Raw genomic sequence first — 16,591 nt, forward strand, 5'->3', positions numbered from 1 at the left:
GATTTCTTTTTGACATTATTCTGTATTACTTCACATAACACAGTTTGTGTTACTATAAGTAATACAGAACAAAGATAGGAGGTGACAGATGTTTATTAACCTCAACCCCGATTCGGATGTCCCTGTCTTCCAACAAATCCACGATGAATTAGTACTGGCCATAGCTCGCGGCCAGCTCTCTGATGGTGACAAGCTAGACCCCGTCCGCCGCGTCGCCAAAGACATAGGCATCAACCCGGCCACCGTGAAGAAGGCGTACGACCTCTTGGTTTCTGACGGCCTCGTAGAAACCGCCGGCCGCTCCGGCTCCATCGTCAGACCCGGCGCTCACACCGAGGCTCAAGAAAGACAACTAGCTGAGCAATTAGGCCGCGTAGTCGCGCTCGCTCGTGCCCAAGGCTTTAGCCCAGATGAGCTCCACACCCACCTCAGCTCCACTCTTAAACACTTGGAAGTATCGTCATGATTTTCGCACTTTTAATGGCCGCCACAACTCTCGCTATTACCTGGATTATGGCCCAAACGCCCTCCCTTGCCTTGCCCGGCACACCGCTCGGTGTGCGCGTGCCAAAGGACTACCTTTCCGATAGTGCAGTTACCTCTGCGCTTGCTGGATACAAGGTCCGTACTTGGGGCTCCGGCATCGCGGCAACAATTCTGTCCCTCTTTGCCTGGAAATTGCCACTACTCGCCGCCGTACCGTCCCTCTTGGTGACGCTCGGCGGCTTGTGGGCTTACATCTCTCAACGCCGCCGCATCATCGCGGCGAAAAAGGCCGGCGGTTGGTTCGACGAGGTCGAAACCACCATCGCTGCTCGTGTTTCCACCACCGCCAATGGCACACCCGAATTCGAAGGCATCCCCACGCCGACTTTTCCGTGGGTAACAGTGCTCGCCTCCCTATTGTGCATCGCGGCCGGTGCCATCATCGTCGCTTCCCACTGGTCGGATATTCCTGACCCCGTTCCAGTGCACTGGAATTCTTCCATGGAGGCGGATAATTGGAGCGAAAAGAATATCGGCAGCGTATTTTCTATCTCCTTCATCGCCTTAGGAATGCTCTTGCTTTTCGCCATCATCTGCTCTTTTATCGCACATAGTGAGGTATCCCCACGTTCAGAACGCAGCATTAAAGCTCGACTGCGCAATGAAGCCAACCTCGCCTTCACAAACACCGGAATGGGAGTTCTCACCCTGCTCGTGTGTGCCGGCATGGCCTTCCTGCAAGTAACCGGCCCTGTACCGCAATTTCAGCGGTTTAACGGCGCCGCCGTTATCACGATGTTGGTTCTTACCATCGGTGGCAGCATCGGACTGGTTGCATTTCTTCTCTCCAAACAATCTCAATTATCCGAGCAACTGCGTGGAATTCGCTTTCCCGATGAAGACAAAGAATCACCGGACAATGACCATCTCTATAAATGGGGCGTGATGTACTACAACCCGGAGGATCCGGCGGTACTAGTGGATAAGCGCTTCGGCACAGGCGTGTCGTTCAACTTCGCCCGCTGGCAGGCCAAAGCATTCCTCGCCATCACACTTCTAGTTCTAGTCGGCTCAATAGCGCTGCCTTCCCTACTAGGCTGAAAATTTTAGCACTCCACACTGAATCACGATTTTTGTCCATATAAACCGCCGATTTCGTCGACGGTTTTGGTGGTTTATATGGACGAAAATCGCGAAAAGCCACCCGCAGATAGCACAGCGCCCCGCTTCCTAGAGGATTGAGCGAAGGAAGCGGGGCGCTGGCGTGCGTCAGTTAGTTGATGACGGCAATGAGGTCGCCGCCTTCCACCTTGGTGGCCTGTCCGATGGCCACGCGCTCGACCACACCATCCTTGGTGGCGGAGATGGATGCTTCCATCTTCATCGCCTCGATGACCGCGATCTGGTCGCCGGCCTTAACCTCGTCGCCAGGCTTGGCGGTCGGGTTGACCACACCAGCAAATGGTGCGGCGACGTGGCCCTCGTTGGAGGGGTCGGCCTTTTCTACGGTAGCGACCGTGGATTCGGCGTTCTCGTCGCGCACCTTCATCGGGCGGATCTGGCCGTTGACGTTGAGAACCACGTTACGCATGCCCTTTTCGTCCGGCTCACCCACGGCGTCGAGACGCACCACGACCTGCTTGAGGTCAGCGCGATCGGTGGAGTCCTCTGGGAAGTAGTGGACGACCTTTTCTTCGCCTTCGGTAAGACCATAGAAGAAGGTGGTATCCGTCAGTGCCTCGGTGTTGCCGTACTTGCGGCGGAACTCGTTGAATTCCTCGAACTGCTTCGGGAATAGCAGGCGATTCAGGCTGGCACGGCGCTCATCCGAGTTATCGGATTCCAGATGCGGTTGCTCTTCCGCAGGAACCTCGCTCACCTTGGCGCCGGTTTCCTCGCGGCCATCGAGCACCTTATCGCGCAGCTCCGGCCAACCGCCCGGAGGGGTACCGAGCTGGCCGCGGAGGAACTGGTTGACCGAGTCCGGAATATCGAACTTCGTCGGATTAGCGGCGAAGTCTGCAGGATCGACGCCGGCGCCAACAAGGTGCAGGGCAAGATCGCCTACAACCTTGGAGGATGGGGTGACCTTGGTCGGACGGCCCAGCATCTCATTGACTGCTGCATAGGTGTCCTCGATGACCTCGAAGCGGTCTGCCAAACCGAGGGCAACGGCCTGGGCACGCAGGTTGGACAGCTGGCCGCCCGGAATCTCGTGCTTGTACACGCGACCGGTCGGGCCAGGGATACCGTTCTCAAACGGGGCGTAGAGCTGGCGGACGGCTTCCCAGTAGGGCTCGAGATCCGATACGGCCTGCAGGTCGATGCCGGTATCGCGCTTGGACTGAGAGAATGCTGCAATAAGGGCGGACAGCGACGGCTGCGAGGTGGTGCCGGCCAACGGCGCGGAGGCGCCGTCGACAATGTCGGCGCCGGACAAGGCGGCCGCATAGTAGGTTGCCATCTGGCCGCCCGCGGTATCGTGCGTGTGCACGTGCACCGGCAGGTCGAATTCCTTGCGCAGCGCCATAACCAGCTTGGAAGCGGCCTCAGGGCGGAGCAGACCGGCCATATCCTTGATGGCAAGGATATGGGCTCCGGACTCTACAATCTGCTCGGCCAGCTTGAGGTAGTAATCCAGCGTGTACAGGTTCTCCTTCGGCGAGGAAAGGTCACCGGAGTACGCCATGGCCACCTCAGCAACGGTGGTATTGGTCTCGAGGACGGCATCGATGGCTGGGCGCATCTGGGAGACGTCGTTAAGAGCATCAAAGATGCGGAAGACGTCCACGCCGGACTTGGCTGCTTCCTGGACAAAGCCGCGGCAGACCGAGTCTGGGTACGGGGTATAGCCCACAGTGTTGCGTCCGCGCAGGAGCATCTGGATGTTCTGGTTTGGCATAGCCTCGCGCAGCATGTCCAAGCGGACCCATGGGTCCTCGTGAAGGAAGCGCATGGCGACGTCATAAGTTGCACCACCCCATGCCTCGACCGAGAACAGGTTCGGGGTCATGCGGGCTACGGCTTCGGCTGCAGAAACCAGGGCGGTACTACGCACGCGGGTAGCCAGCAGGGACTGGTGGGCGTCGCGGAAGGTGGTATCCGTAACCATCAGCGCATTCTGCTGGCGGATCTTCTCCGCCCACTTTTGCGGACCAAACTCGAGCAGGTCATCTCGGGAACCGCGCGGCAGCGGCTCGGAAAGGTCTAGCTCGGGGAGCTTATCAAAGGGGCGCAGCGCCGTTGGGCGCGTACCGTTGGGCTTATTGACGGTGGTCTCCGCGATGTACTCGAGGATGCGACCAGATTCGTCGACTGCCGGTGGAGCCTTGAGCAGGTCCGGATGATCACTAATGAAGCCCGTGTTCACGCGCGTCTTGGTGAAGTCCGGCTCGCGCAGCAAAGCACGCAGGAATCCAATATTGGTGGCTACGCCAGAGACATGGAACTCATTCAGCGCACGCTGGGCGCGCTGGACGGCCTGCTCAAAGTTGACGCCGCGGCAGGTCATCTTCACCAACAGGGAGTCGAAGTTGGGCGAAACCTCTGCGCCCACGGACGTTGCACCGTCCAGGCGCACGCCGGCGCCGCCCGGCGAACGATACGCGGTCAGCGTGCCGGTATCCGGGCGGAAGCCGTTATTCGGGTCCTCGGTGGTAATGCGGCACTGCAGGGCCGAACCGGTGATGGAAATCTTGTCTTGGGCGAGGTGAATATCTTCCAGCGAAGCGCCGGCCGCGATATTCATCTGGGCCTTGACGATGTCTACGCCGGTGATTTCCTCGGTCACGGTGTGCTCCACCTGCACACGCGGGTTCATCTCGATGAAGACGTGATTGCCGCGCTCATCGACAAGGAATTCCACGGTGCCCGCGCCTTCGTAATTGATGTGCTCACAGAACTTCACCGCATCCTGGCAGATGCGGTCACGCAGCTCGGAATCCAGTGACGGCGCCGGCGCAATCTCTACCACCTTCTGGTGGCGGCGCTGCACCGAGCAGTCACGCTCAAAGAGGTGAATGACGTTGCCCTGGCTATCGCCCAGAATCTGGACCTCAATGTGTTGTGGCTTAATGACCGCAGTCTCAAGATACACACTGCCATCACCGAAGGCTGCCTCTGCCTCACGGGAAGCCTCGGCCGCCTTTTCGCGCAGCTGATCCTCGGATTCTACGAAGCGCATTCCGCGCCCGCCACCACCGGCGACGGCCTTAACAAAGACCGGGAAGTTGAAGTCCTTGGAGTATTCCACCAGCTTATCGACGTCCGTCGATGGCTCCGAGTCCTTCAACGTCGGCAGCCCAGCTTCCTTAGCGGCGTTCACCGCGGCAGCCTTATCGCCGGTCAGGTCAAGGGTGCTAGGGGTAGGGCCAATGAACTTGATGCCATTGTCTTCACAAGCCCTAGCGAGATCCGCGCGCTCAGACAAAAAGCCATAACCAGGATAAATAGCATCTGCACCGGCCTTCTTTGCTGCGCGAATGACCTCATCGATGCTCAGGTAAGCCTTAACCGGTTGACCTTCAGTGCCGATGCGCACAGCTTCATCCGCAAAAGCGCGGTGAAAAGAATTGCGATCTTCGCGGGGATAGACCGCAACGGTCTTTGCCCCAGTTTCAAAGGCAGCACGGAATGCACGGACGGCGATTTCGCCACGGTTGGCTACCAGAATCTTTTTGAACGATGGAAGCGCGGGATTAGCCACTTCTGTGTTCCTTTCAGCTCGGAAGACGCCGCAGTGCAACGCCTCCTGTTGGGTGATCCGCATCTCAGTTTAGAGGGCTACCCCTCAAATGTCTGCCCTTTTCTGCGCCTAATTCGCCACACTTACCAGCAGCGGAGCCACCACGTGGCGATTTCTGCAGGGCGACCAGTAATAACGAGATCAGCGATTCTGTAAATATTGCAAACTTTTAATTCAACAACTTACGCAACGGGGACACCCACTATTACATCGCGACCGCGTCCCGCATTACCCTCACCGTTGACCGCTGGTGCCTTCCGTTATATGGTTACCCACATAGGTGGTTAACCCATACACCAGAAAGGGAGTCATATGCCACGAACTAGAGAGGCCGCAGCATGAGTGACACCCGGCCTATTTACCAGCAACTGGCAGGAGGAATCAGGGACATGATTATTTCCGGCGAACTCCCAGAGGGAGAACGCGCCCCCAGCACCAATGAGCTTTCGGCTTTCCACTCCGTCAACCCCACTACCTCTGCAAAGGCACTGACCGTCCTCTTTGAGGAAGGGCTGCTAGAAAAACGTCGCGGCTTGGGCATGTTTGTGCGCGAAGGCGCGCGCGACAAGGTCCGCCACCAACGCCAAGAAGCCCTGAGAGAAGACTTCATCCTTCCTCTTCTCAAAGAAGGAGCCGCGCTGGGCTTAAGCGCCAGCGACATCGCCGACCTCATCGAAGCCGAAGGAGACCATCATGACGCACCTTAATATGCACAATGTCAGCTGCAAGCGCCGCCTGCACGTGCCACACCTGGAGCTTACCGCCGGCATGTATGGGCTTATCGGCCCCAATGGCGCCGGCAAGACCACGCTCCTGCGCGCGATAGCGGGATTCCTCCCTACCAAGGGCAGCATCGATACCCCACAGGTGGCGATAGCGCGCACCGGCGCCGATATCTTGCTTTCCGGTTCCACCGTGCGCCAGCACCTGCGCGCCGCAGAGCACGTACGTGAGGGATTCGACGTGGGGTATGCGGAGGAACTGTTGGATAAGATGGGCGTCGATAAGCGCAGCAAGAACCGCTCTTTAAGCACCGGCCAGCGCCAACTGGTTGCCTGTGCCACTGCCCTGGCGGCGCGCACACCGGTCACCCTCCTCGATGAGCCCTTCAATGGCTTGGATGCGCCGACGCGCACGCGCCTGCGTGAGCTCATCATCGCCCATGCCGCGGCCACCCCGGATTGGCTACTCGTGCTCTCTTCGCACCGGGCGGAAGATCTCGTGGGTTTAATTGACCAGGTCATTACCGTGCACGACGGCACAGTCAATAAGCCCACCGATCTTGAATCCCAACGGCCGCACTACCCAGTGCTCACGGGCAGCACCAAAGACGTCGAGCAAGCACTCGCGCTTGCCGACGCCCTCCCACTCCACCAATCCTCGCTTGGCTCGACCACCAAAGTTAATGCTTGGTCCCCGGTGCCGTTTCCGGACGATACCGTGGACGCCACCCAAATCACCGTCTCCTACCTTGACGACGGCCAGCTCATTGATTCCCTTGTTTCCCGCGCCCATGAATCCACCCGCACCTCACAAGAGGAGTCCTAGCCATGAAACTGCTTAAGACCTTTAATCTCAACGCCACAAAGACCTTTATCGCCGTTTGCATTATCGTCGCATTGCTGTGGAGCGTGCCTTATTTCCTGCCCACCGACCCAACAACGATTAGCGCTAACCCTGCTGGCTGGGGAATTCTCGCCGTATTCATTTGGGGCCTCTACTGCGCCTTCACCGCAACTGAATACCGGGCCCTTCGTGGACTGGGAATGCGCCCACAGCAGTGGCTGATGAGCATGCACGCGACCCTATGGCTAGCCGCGTTCGTATTCGGCGCCATTGCTTGGCTGACATTTTATGTCGCGCTACGCGCTGGCGTAGACATGTACTCGTCGTGGGTTATCTCTCCTGGCAGTTCCGGTCTCAGGCCTCTCTTCGCTCGAGTCGCGACCTTGGGAAGCTTTATTTGTGGCCACCTACTTACCGGATACATCGGCACTTTCATCGGCTTAGTGGTCAGTAGCGCCAAACAACGTTCTCTGTTCACCCGGTTCTTGCTTATTGTTGGCATCCTTGTCGGCTTCTATGCAGCAGCACTCCTGCTGGCAATTCTTATTGATAGCCTAGGGACTGTCCACATCGGCGCCCCTTGGCCAGGTTTATTCTTCTTCTCGGCTTTGACTGTCATCGTTTTCTCACTGGTGATGCATCAGTTAGCGCGGCGAGTCCAGCCTTAGACTATCCGTGGAAAACGGCTACTCCCCCACCCCGAGAATGAAAATTGTCTCTGGAGGAGGGGGAGCTTGTGAGTTTTAGAAGGACTTCGGCGGAACCGAACGCTGCTCCTCGCCGTTATAAGCGGATAGCGGGCGGATAAGCGAGTTATTCTCGTTCTGCTCTACGATGTGCGCAGTCCAACCGGTAATGCGGGCCATCACAAAGATTGGCGTGAAGAATTCAATGTCGAAACCCAAGATGTGATAGGCAGGGCCAGCGGGAAAATCGAGGTTAGGCTTGATCTTGATCGAGGTATTTTCCTCCATCGTCTTGGCCATGATGTCGTACATCTCAATCCATTGGGTCTGGTCATGTTGTTCGGCCAGCTCCTTAAAGGCGGCCTCCATGGTGGGAACTCGGGAGTCGCCGTTTTTGTAGACGCGGTGACCAAATCCCATGACCAATTCCTTGTTCGCCAGCTTCTTTTTGGTCCACTCTTCTGCCTTGGCAGGATCGGCAATCTCCAGGAAGTTTTTCATCACGGCCTCGTTGGCACCGCCATGCAGAGGCCCCTTGAGCGCGCCGATGGCCGCGACGATGGCGGAATAAGTATCGGACATGGTGGAGGTCACCACGCGGGCAGCGAAGGTGGAGGCGTTAAATGAGTGCTCGGCGTAGAGAATGAGGGACTTATCAAAGGCCTCGATATCGGCGCGGTTGGTAGCTGGGGAGCCTTCCTCATCACCGAAGACCATCCACAGGAAGTTCTCCGCAAAGCCCTTCTTGCGAGAAGGTTGGATGTAGCCCTCGCCGCGGCGGCGTCGGATATCGAGAGCAATGATCGTGGGAATCTTGGCCATTAGCTCAAGCGCGGTGCGACGGATATGTTCAGAGTCTTTGGTGTATTCCTCTGGGTCTTGGGAACCGATATAGGAAATGGCGGTACGCAGGACGTCCATTGGGTGGCACGACAGCGGCATGGACATAATGAGGTCAATGACATGGCGCTCCAAGTGGCGCAGGGCTTTCTCGCGGGCAGAGAAACGGATGAGGGATTCCTGCCCCGGTAGCTTGCCGTTCCACAGCAGATAAGCCACTTCCTCGAAGGAGCAATAGCGGGCAAGCTCTTGGACGGGATAGCCACGGTAGGTCAGCGAGTTGGTCTCAGGGACGACCTTGGACACGGCAGTCTCATCGACGACGACGCCATACAGGCCCTTGCGGATTTCGGGGGTCTGGTTCTTATCGGACATGGTGGGAATTCTCCTTAGCTTTCGAAGGTTGGTCGGTAGGTGTCTTTGGAATAGGTGAAAACGGATTGGTCGAAGTCGTTGTATTCCTCGTAGCGCACCAGCTCATAAAGGCGGGAACGGTGTTGCATGCGCTCGAGCCAGTCAGTTTGTAAGCCGGTTTCATGCATATCCCGCAGGAAATCCTCGGTGGCGCCCATAGCCACGCGGAAGGTGGAGACAGGCCAGATGACTGCGTTATAGCCGAGGTCTTCTAGCTGTTGCGCCGAAAGCAACTCGGTCTTGCCGAATTCGGTCATATTTGCCAGCAACGGGGTGTCGACAGCGGCGCGGAATTTTTCAAAGTCTGCTGGCTGATACAACGCCTCAGTGAAGATAAGGTCCGCACCAGCATCGGCGTAAGCCTTTGCACGGTCGATGGCGTCATCGATGCCATTGACTCCTGCGGCATCGGTGCGGGCACAAACAATGAAGTTCGGGTCGCGCCGCTCGTTGACCGCGGCACTAATACGGCGGAGCATAATATCTGTGTCCACCACTTCTTTGCCATCGAGGTGGCCGCAGCGCTTCGGGTTGACCTGGTCTTCAAGGTGGCATCCGGCTAGGCCTGCGTCTTCGAGTGCGGCTATGGTGCGGGCGGCGGACATGGGTTCGCCGAAGCCAGTGTCGGCGTCGACAAGCACGGGCAGGTCCGTCGCGCGGGCAATCTGGCCCGAACGCTGCGCCACCTCAGTCAAGGTGGTCAGGCCAATATCGGGAAGGCCCAAATCATTGGCCAGCACCGCGCCGGAGACATAAACTCCGCCGAAACCACCGATATCCTGAATTAGGCGCGCGGTCAGGGGATTGAACGCGCCCGGCAATCGGGTAATGGTGCCAGATTCAAGGTCGGCGCGGAATTGCTGGCGCTTTTCCGCGGGAGTTTTCATAGAGCCAAATAGTCCAGCCATTAGAAGAGTCCTTCCGGTTTCTGGGGTGCGGCGGCGAGGTGAGCATCGGTCACCCGCACGTTTAACTCGGTAAGGTCAGTGAGATTTTCCAAGTTTTGGACGGCGTTGAGGAAGCGCTCTTGTTCGGCTTCATCCACGATGCCGTTTGCGAGTTTTCTGAACTTCTCTATGTATTGCTCGCGTGCAAAGGGTCGGGCACCAAGCGAGTGGGCGTCAGCAACGGCGCGCTCATCTTCTACCACCGTGCCGTCTTTGAAAGTGATCACAGCCTTGCCGCCAAAGGCCTTTTCAGAAAGGTCGTTGGAGTGATAACGGCGGGTCCACTCGGGGTCCTCGACGGTGGAAATCTTGTGCCAAAGTTCGATGGTCTCCGGGCGGTTGGCACGCTCGGGAGCATAAGAAGCCTCGTGGTCCCACTCGCCGTCCTCAAGGGCGACGGCAAAGATGTACATGATGGAATGATCCAGCGTCTCCCGGGAAGCAGAGGGATCCATCTTTTGCGGATCATTGGCACCGGTACCGATGACATAGTGCGTGTGGTGCGAGGTATGCAGAACGATGGACTCGATATCCGCTGTCCTCAGTCCCCTTTCTGCCAGGGTTTTCTTCAATGCAAAGGCCATATCAATGGGCGCTTGGGCCTGGTATTCGGCCGAGTGCTCCTTGGTATAGGTATCCAAGATGGCGCGCTTTTCCTCGCCAGGTTCTGGCAAGGGGACCGTGTAGGTGCGCTCCGGCGAATGCAGCATCCACGCGATGAACCCATCCTCGCCTTCCCAGATGGGCGCCGGTGCACCTTCGCCGCGCATCGTGCGGTCAACGGCTTCAATGGCCATCTTTCCCGCGAAGGCCGGGGCATAGGCCTTCCAAGAGGAAATCAGACCCTTACGGGATTGCCGGGTGGCGGTAGTGGTGTGCAGCGCCTGGCCCACCGCCTGGTAGATGGTGTCCTTATCTAGTCCAAGCATGGTGCCGATGCCGGCGGCTACGGAGGGACCGAGGTGTGCCACGTGGTCAATCTTGTGCTCGTGCAAGCAGATTCCCTTAACGAGGTTGACCTGGATTTCATAGCCGGTAGCGATGCCGCGGATAAGATCACGGCCACTAAGGCCCTTGTGCTGCGCGGTAGCAAGAAGCGGCGGAATATTGTCCCCTGGGTGCGAGTATTCAGCGGCGAGGAAGGTGTCGTGATAGTCCAGCTCACGGACCGCTGTGCCGTTGGCTAGGGCGGCCCATTCGGCCGAGTAGGCTCCATCCACACCAAATACAGTGGAACCTCCCTCGCTTACCGGGTGTGCCTGGGCCATGGTGCGGGCGGAGGTTACAGGCCCCCGCGCCACGGAGGCCATAGCCACAGCTGCGTTGTCGATAATGCGGTTAATAATCATGTCGGTGGTCTCAGCTGGGACCTCTACGGGGTCCGCGGCTACTTCTGCCACCTTGTATGCCAAGTGTTCCTCATAGGGAAATTCCTCGGCGGATTTATGGGTGCGTACCTCGTGCTTCTTCACTAGATGGGTCCTCCTTCACTCTGCGGTGCGTTGCACATCACACTAAATGCTTGAATGTGCTCTGCGCTATAAGTAGGGTGTGTGTAATCTAGCGGAACGATTCAGTGGAATCTGCAAACCTTGTGGTTTCTGCTGTTCACGGCGGCGAAAGGTGGCCGAACTAGCGATGACCAAGCATTATGCGGGGGCACGAATCCATGCACTGCGCAAGCAGCGGGGGCTAACACAGGTAGCGATGGCCAAACAGTTGGGACTATCAACCAGCTACCTCAACCAGCTCGAAAACGATCAACGCCCGCTTACCGTCACCGTGCTCATGCAGCTGACCCAGCGCTTCAATGTGGATCCCGGATATTTCGCAGACGACCGCGATACGCGCACCATCACCGACCTGCGCCGCATCTTTCCCGACGCCGCCGAAGAGTCCTTGGCCGACCTAGCCTCGCGCTTTCCGGAGCTCATGCCCCGCTTCGTCGACGTCGCCACCCGCGCCCCAGCGCGGGAGCGCTCCCCTTTTGAGCTCGTCCGTGATTTTTTCTACGACGCCCATAACTACATCCATGAGCTCGATGTCCTAGCTGAAGAGCTCGCCGGCCAGCTCGGTGACCGGGTGCTACGCCGCGGCCGTTTAGCGTCCCGCATGCACGAGGACCTCGGCGTTACCGTCCGCTTTTCCCGGCCGGGGCCACGCCGCGACTTCGATCCAGACACCCGGGAGCTTGCGCTTCGTGACGGCCTTTCCGAAGCCCAATTGGTCTTTGAAATGGCGCTCCAATACTGCCTGCTCGCCTACCGCGATGTCTGCGATAACCTCGTCTCCGAGCTTCCTGCCGGCGAGGCGCAAGAACTAGCTACCTTAGGGCTTGCACAGTACTTCGCGGCCGCGGTCACCATGCCCTATCAACCGTTCCTGTCGATGGCTGAGAAGACCCGCTACGATATCGACCTTTTGTGCAACTACTTTGGCACCGGTTTCGAAACCACCGCACAACGCCTGGCCACCCTCCAGCGCCCAGGCCTTACCGGCGTGCCCTTTTCCTTCATCCGCACCGACCGCGCTGGGAATATCTCCAAGCGCCAATCCTCCACCGCCTTCCACTTCGCCCGCTCGGGCGGGTCATGCCCATTATGGGTAGTCCACCGCGCCTTTGAGACGCCCAATCGCATCACCCGCCAGGTAGCCGCCATGCCAGACGGTCACGTCTACCTGTGGATAGGTCGCTTTGTGCAAGGAACCGCACAATCTTGGGGAACCCCTCGTAAAGAGTTCGCCGTGGGCTTAGGCTGCGATATCTCTGAGGCCGACCGCATTGTCTACGCCGATGCGCTTAATTTAGACGTATCCGCCGCCACCCCTATCGGCCCTGGTTGTACCGCTTGCCCGCGCGAGCATTGCCCCCAGCGTGCTCTTCCTCAAGCGGATCGCGCCATCCAGGTTTCACTCAATCGCACCGCCGAGCATTCTTACTCCACCTTTTAGCGGCGCATGAAAAAGCGCCCGATCTCGACTGCTTATCGAGTGCGGGCGCGAAGAGAGGAATTGGTTTCGTTTACTCCAGATCGTCGTGGGCAACGAGGCGTCGTGCAGCCTCGGTGATGGTGCCCGACAGGGACGGGTATACGGCGAAGGAATCGGCCAGCTGGTTCACGGTGAGCTGGTTCGTCACGGCCATGGCAATGGGCAGAATGAGCTCGGAGGCGGTCGGCGCAACGATGACGCCACCGATAACGCGGCCAGAGGTGGCGCGGCAGAAGAGCTTGACAAAGCCGTGCTGCAGGGAACGCATCTTGGCTCGCGGGTTGGTATTGAGCGGCATGGTGATGGTGCGGGCGGCGACTTCGCCGGCCTCAATCTCTGCCTGGGTGAAACCGACGGCGGCGATTTCCGGGCGGGTGAAGACGGCGTTGGCCACGGTCTTCAGGCGCAGCGGGGACACGCCCTCACCTAGGGCGTGGTACATGGCTACGCGGCCCTGCATTGCGGCGACGGACGCCAATGGGAAAAGGTCAGAGCAGTCGCCAGCGGCGTAGATGCCGGCGATATTGGTGCGGGAGACGCGGTCGACCTGAATGTGGCCGGACTTGGCGGTTTCCACGCCGACGTTCTCCAGCTTGAGGTCCTGGGTATTCGGGATAGAGCCGATGGACATGATGACGTGGGAGCCGGTGATTTCGCGGCCGTCCTGCGTGGTGACCAGGACGTTGCCATCCTCGGTGCGGTTGACGGTTTCCACGCGGCAGTTCTTTTCCAGTTCCACGCCGCGCTCGCTCAGTACGGTCTCGAGGACGTCGGCAGCGTCGGCGTCGTCATGCGGCAAAATGCGATCACGGGAGGCAACCATGGTAACCTTCACGCCCAGCTCAGCGAAGGCGGAGACGAACTCGGCGCCGGTCACGCCGGAGCCGACGACGATGAGGTGTTCAGGAAGCTCGGTGAGGTTGTATACCTGCTGCCAGGTGAGGATGCGCTCGCCGTCTGGCTGCGCGCCCGGGAGAATGCGAGGGGTGGCGCCGGTGGCTACCAGGACGAGATCTGCGTTAATGGTTTCCTCGTGGCCGTCCTCGTTAAATACGGCGGTAACCTTGTGGCCGCCAAAGGCATCGGCTTCCTGGTCCTCTGGGAAGTAGCCGCGGCCGTCGATAACGCGTGCGCCCAGGGATTCCACGGTAGCGCGGATATCGGAGGACTGCTTGCTTGCCAGATCCTGCACACGCTTATTCAGAGCGGTCAGGGAGAGGTGGGCCTGGCCAATGCCTTCGTTGAGCTTCATGTCCTCGGCGCGGCGCAAGTCGGTCTTGATATTAGCGCCGGCGATGAAGGACTTGGAAGGAACGCAGTCCAAGATAACGCTGTTACCGCCCATGCCTTGGTCTTCAATAATGGTGATTTCTGCACCATACTTGGCGCCTGCCAATGCGGCTTCATAGCCTGCCGGGCCACCGCCGATGATGACAATTCGCTTGGTCTGGTTCAACACGCACTTGCTCCTTTATCAGCTCCACTTTAAAAGTCGCTTACGAGTCTAACGTGTAGGACCTTAAAGCGCGTTAGTCTGTCTCCGCATTCTCCCCTATGAACTGCTCAACCACGGCGCCAAAGAGTTTGATGCCCACGCCGATGGCCCTCTCGTCGACGATAAGATCACCCATGTGCAAGTCATGCTGCTCGCCCTCGCCGGACCAGCAGCCAAGCCGCGCCATGGAACCGGGGACCTTTTCTAGGTACCAGGAAAAATCCTCGCCGCCGGAGGACTGCGGGGCTTGCACGACGGCCTGCGGATCGATGGATTGGGCGGCGGAGGCAAGCAGGGCGGTGGCGACGTCGTCGTTAAGCACCGGCGGAACGCCGCGGTTGTAGGTCAGCTCATGTTCTACGCCCACCGGCGCGAGAATCTGTTCCACCAGCTCGGTAAAGAGACTTTGCATATCGCGCCAGATGCCAATATCGGCCGTGCGCATGGTGCCGGTCAAGCTGCCAGTCTCTGGAATGGCATTGGGCGCGTAGCCCGAATTCACCTGGCCAAAGACCAAAACGGTGCCGGTGCGCGGATCAACCCGGCGCGAGAGCAGCGCGGGTAGCTCGGTGATGACCTTGCCCAAGGCGTAGATGACGTCGGCGGAAAGGTGCGGGCGGGAAGTATGTCCGCCTGGGCCCTTGATATTGAGCTCCACCACGTCGGTAGCAGAAGTGATCGCCCCAGCGCGGATACCGATGCGCCCCACGCGCAGCTTGGGTTCGGCGTGGATGGCAAAAATGGAATGTACTCCCTCCAGCGCGCCCCATTCAATAACATCGGTCGCACCGCCGACCCATACCTCTTCGGCCGGTTGAAAGATGACACGAATGCCCAGCGGCAGGTCGTGGACGCGTTGGAAATCCGCCAATGCGCAAGCCAGACCGAGCGCCACGGTGGTGTGCACGTCGTGGCCGCAGGCATGCATCTTTCCGGGAACTTCGGAGGTATATTCCAAGCCAGTGACCTCCGTGACCGGCAAGGCGTCGATATCGGCGCGGAAGGCCAGCCGGCCTAGCTCCGTATCGGGGCCTATGTCTACCATGAGGCCGGTCTGTGGGAAGCGCTGTGGCTGCAAGCCATAGTCCTGCAGGATAGAGGCTAGGAAGTTGGTGGTTTCCACCTCTTGGTTCGCGGTTTCTGGGTGGCGGTGGATATGGCGCCGCCACGCGATGACCTCCGCACGGTGGGCATTAAACCACTCGTTGATGCATTCCGAGATCATCCGCGTGCCTTCCCTGTCATTGAAATACGTCTGGGTGCAAAGTCTACAACTAGACCATGCGGTTCAGTAACTCAGGTGGTGATGCGGGGTGCTCTAGCTCAGGGCGCCATTCCACGTGGCGGCAAACCGACGCCGGTCCACATAGCCTTGCGGGAAGGGCGCGACGTCCTCGGCAACGGCCACCGCGGAATCGGTCAAATGCCCTTCCACCACGTCCCCGCCGGCCGGCAGCAGTACCGCCGGCGGGATTTCTAGGGCCAAGGCCAGCTTATATACCGTAGACAGCTGCGGATCGGCCATGGCGTGCACGCCATTTTCGTTGCGCTCCAGATTAGAAATTTGGCTGCGAGAGACCCCAGAAATCTCCGCCAGCGCCTGCTGTGAAATCCCCCGACGCTGTCGCACCCGCCGCAATTGTTGCGAAAATCCGTGGCCGTAGCTCGACCACATTAGATGAATGAAACTCATATTCTCCCCCTGGAAAGTGCGGTCGCCTTTCCAGGGAGAAGATTACCTTAAAGGTCGATATTGCGCGGACCGTAGAGGCGGTCGCCGGCATCGCCCAAGCCCGGAACGATATAAGCATCCTCGTTGAGCGAAGGATCGATAGCGGCGGTGACTAGGCGCACCGGCAGACCGGATTCAGCCAGCGCATCCACACCCGGCTGCGCCGAGACCATGCAGATGGCGGTGATATCGGTGGCGCCGCGGCCAGCGAGCAGCCGCAATGCGTGCAGCAGGGAACCACCGGTGGCCAGCATTGGATCCACCACGAACACCGTGCGGCCGGTCAGGTCCTCCGGCAATGCCTCCAGGTACGGCACCGGCTCGTGCGTCTCTTCGTTGCGGGCCATGCCAATGAAGCCGACCTGCGCATCCGGAATCATAGACAGGGCCGGGTCGACCATGCCCAGCCCGGCGCGGATGATCGGCACGATGATGGGCGGGTCCTGCAGGCGGGTGCCCTGGGTGGTAGACACCGGGGTGGCGCAGTCGAAGTTTTCCACGGCAAGGTCGCGGGATGCTTCATAGACAAGCATGGCGCCCAAGTCTTTCAGGGCGGCGCGGAACGCGGAGTTATCGCTGCGCGCATCGCGCATTAGCGTTAGGCGGGAGACGGCAAGCGGGTGATCTACTACGTGGATGTCCATGACCACCACTTTAAACTTTTTGGGAACCAAATGGGCCATTGGGCAG

General features: G+C 59.0%; 14 protein-coding genes. 6 read left to right on the top strand and 8 right to left on the bottom strand.

The annotated features are described in order from the left end of the window. The first annotated feature begins 88 nt into the window (after nucleotides 1-88). Together QP965_RS07765 and QP965_RS07770 are read left to right on the top strand one after the other, a co-directional pair. Nucleotides 89-466 (top strand): GntR family transcriptional regulator, encoded by a 378-nt coding sequence (locus QP965_RS07765; RefSeq protein ID WP_179387448.1) that lies wholly within the window; start codon nucleotides 89-91, stop codon nucleotides 464-466. Next, nucleotides 463-1,587, top strand: coding sequence for a DUF1648 domain-containing protein (locus QP965_RS07770; RefSeq protein WP_284844582.1), 1,125 nt, complete (start codon nucleotides 463-465; stop codon nucleotides 1,585-1,587). Before QP965_RS07765 ends, QP965_RS07770 begins: the two co-directional genes overlap by 4 nt. 172 nt (nucleotides 1,588-1,759) lie before the next feature. Here the strand turns inward: QP965_RS07770 and QP965_RS07775 are convergent, their stop codons facing one another. Continuing rightward, nucleotides 1,760-5,191 (bottom strand): pyruvate carboxylase, encoded by a 3,432-nt coding sequence (locus QP965_RS07775; RefSeq protein WP_284844583.1) that lies wholly within the window; start codon nucleotides 5,189-5,191, stop codon nucleotides 1,760-1,762. A 377-nt stretch (nucleotides 5,192-5,568) separates the two neighbouring features. On the opposite strand from QP965_RS07775, the gene QP965_RS07780 reads away from it, so the two are divergent. From QP965_RS07780 to QP965_RS07790, 3 genes are read left to right on the top strand one after another with little or no spacing between them, the layout of a single operon-like run. Then, nucleotides 5,569-5,937 (top strand): GntR family transcriptional regulator, encoded by a 369-nt coding sequence (locus tag QP965_RS07780; RefSeq protein ID WP_239278886.1) that lies wholly within the window; start codon nucleotides 5,569-5,571, stop codon nucleotides 5,935-5,937. Then, nucleotides 5,924-6,778, top strand: a complete 855-nt coding sequence (locus QP965_RS07785) for an ATP-binding cassette domain-containing protein (RefSeq protein ID WP_284844584.1) — start codon at nucleotides 5,924-5,926, stop codon at nucleotides 6,776-6,778. Before QP965_RS07780 ends, QP965_RS07785 begins: the two co-directional genes overlap by 14 nt. A 2-nt stretch (nucleotides 6,779-6,780) precedes the next feature. Then, entirely contained in the window at nucleotides 6,781-7,464 is a 684-nt protein-coding gene (locus QP965_RS07790; protein WP_239278883.1) for a transglycosylase, read from the top strand. Nucleotides 7,465-7,539: 75 nt separating this feature from the next. Here QP965_RS07790 and QP965_RS07795 read toward each other — a convergent pair whose 3' ends face one another. Genes QP965_RS07795 through prpD form a run of 3 tightly spaced genes read right to left on the bottom strand, consistent with a single transcriptional unit; the run spans nucleotide 7,540 to nucleotide 11,155 of the window. After that, a complete protein-coding gene (locus QP965_RS07795) occupies nucleotides 7,540-8,697 on the bottom strand; it encodes a bifunctional 2-methylcitrate synthase/citrate synthase (protein WP_239278882.1) in 1,158 nt (385 codons plus the stop codon). Nucleotides 8,698-8,711: 14 nt separating this feature from the next. Next, nucleotides 8,712-9,644, bottom strand: a complete 933-nt coding sequence (gene prpB / locus QP965_RS07800) for a methylisocitrate lyase (protein ID WP_239278881.1) — start codon at nucleotides 9,642-9,644, stop codon at nucleotides 8,712-8,714. Beyond that, nucleotides 9,644-11,155, bottom strand: coding sequence for a 2-methylcitrate dehydratase PrpD (prpD, locus tag QP965_RS07805; RefSeq protein ID WP_284844585.1), 1,512 nt, complete (start codon nucleotides 11,153-11,155; stop codon nucleotides 9,644-9,646). The genes prpB and prpD overlap by 1 nt, the downstream gene beginning before the upstream one ends. A gap of 166 nt (nucleotides 11,156-11,321) precedes the next feature. On the opposite strand from prpD, the gene QP965_RS07810 reads away from it, so the two are divergent. Continuing rightward, on the top strand, nucleotides 11,322-12,635 hold the full coding sequence (locus QP965_RS07810) for a short-chain fatty acyl-CoA regulator family protein (protein WP_284822001.1): 1,314 nt from the start codon (nucleotides 11,322-11,324) through the stop codon (nucleotides 12,633-12,635). 70 nt (nucleotides 12,636-12,705) lie between these two features. Here QP965_RS07810 and QP965_RS07815 read toward each other — a convergent pair whose 3' ends face one another. From QP965_RS07815 to upp, 4 genes are all read right to left on the bottom strand, one after another. Further along, nucleotides 12,706-14,133 (bottom strand): NAD(P)H-quinone dehydrogenase, encoded by a 1,428-nt coding sequence (locus QP965_RS07815; protein ID WP_284844586.1) that lies wholly within the window; start codon nucleotides 14,131-14,133, stop codon nucleotides 12,706-12,708. A 70-nt stretch (nucleotides 14,134-14,203) separates the two neighbouring features. After that, complete coding sequence (locus QP965_RS07820) at nucleotides 14,204-15,394, bottom strand: M20 family metallopeptidase (RefSeq protein ID WP_284844587.1); 1,191 nt, start codon at nucleotides 15,392-15,394, stop codon at nucleotides 14,204-14,206. A gap of 93 nt (nucleotides 15,395-15,487) precedes the next feature. Continuing rightward, on the bottom strand, nucleotides 15,488-15,862 hold the full coding sequence (locus QP965_RS07825; protein ID WP_250412699.1) for a helix-turn-helix domain-containing protein: 375 nt from the start codon (nucleotides 15,860-15,862) through the stop codon (nucleotides 15,488-15,490). A 47-nt stretch (nucleotides 15,863-15,909) separates the two neighbouring features. After that, the gene (gene upp / locus QP965_RS07830; RefSeq protein ID WP_284844588.1) at nucleotides 15,910-16,545 is read right to left on the bottom strand and encodes a uracil phosphoribosyltransferase; all 636 of its coding nucleotides are present in this window, start codon (nucleotides 16,543-16,545) and stop codon (nucleotides 15,910-15,912) included. Nucleotides 16,546-16,591 lie beyond the last annotated feature (46 nt).

The sequence above is a fragment of the Corynebacterium sp. MSK074 genome, assembly GCF_030229735.1.
GTDB lineage: Bacteria > Actinomycetota > Actinomycetes > Mycobacteriales > Mycobacteriaceae > Corynebacterium.

Bases quoted from the DNA above. Each gene is read 5' to 3' on its own strand.
- QP965_RS07765 (WP_179387448.1), top strand. From the start codon at position 89: ATGTTTATTAACCTCAACCCCGATTCGGATGTCCCTGTCTTCCAACAA.
- QP965_RS07770 (WP_284844582.1), top strand. From the start codon at position 463: ATGATTTTCGCACTTTTAATGGCCGCCACAACTCTCGCTATTACCTGG.
- QP965_RS07780 (WP_239278886.1), top strand. From the start codon at position 5,569: ATGAGTGACACCCGGCCTATTTACCAGCAACTGGCAGGAGGAATCAGG.
- QP965_RS07785 (WP_284844584.1), top strand. From the start codon at position 5,924: ATGACGCACCTTAATATGCACAATGTCAGCTGCAAGCGCCGCCTGCAC.
- QP965_RS07790 (WP_239278883.1), top strand. From the start codon at position 6,781: ATGAAACTGCTTAAGACCTTTAATCTCAACGCCACAAAGACCTTTATC.
- QP965_RS07795 (WP_239278882.1), bottom strand. From the start codon at position 8,697: ATGTCCGATAAGAACCAGACCCCCGAAATCCGCAAGGGCCTGTATGGC.
- prpB (WP_239278881.1), bottom strand. From the start codon at position 9,644: ATGGCTGGACTATTTGGCTCTATGAAAACTCCCGCGGAAAAGCGCCAG.
- QP965_RS07810 (WP_284822001.1), top strand. From the start codon at position 11,322: ATGACCAAGCATTATGCGGGGGCACGAATCCATGCACTGCGCAAGCAG.
- QP965_RS07820 (WP_284844587.1), bottom strand. From the start codon at position 15,394: ATGATCTCGGAATGCATCAACGAGTGGTTTAATGCCCACCGTGCGGAG.
- QP965_RS07825 (WP_250412699.1), bottom strand. From the start codon at position 15,862: ATGAGTTTCATTCATCTAATGTGGTCGAGCTACGGCCACGGATTTTCG.
- upp (WP_284844588.1), bottom strand. From the start codon at position 16,545: ATGGACATCCACGTAGTAGATCACCCGCTTGCCGTCTCCCGCCTAACG.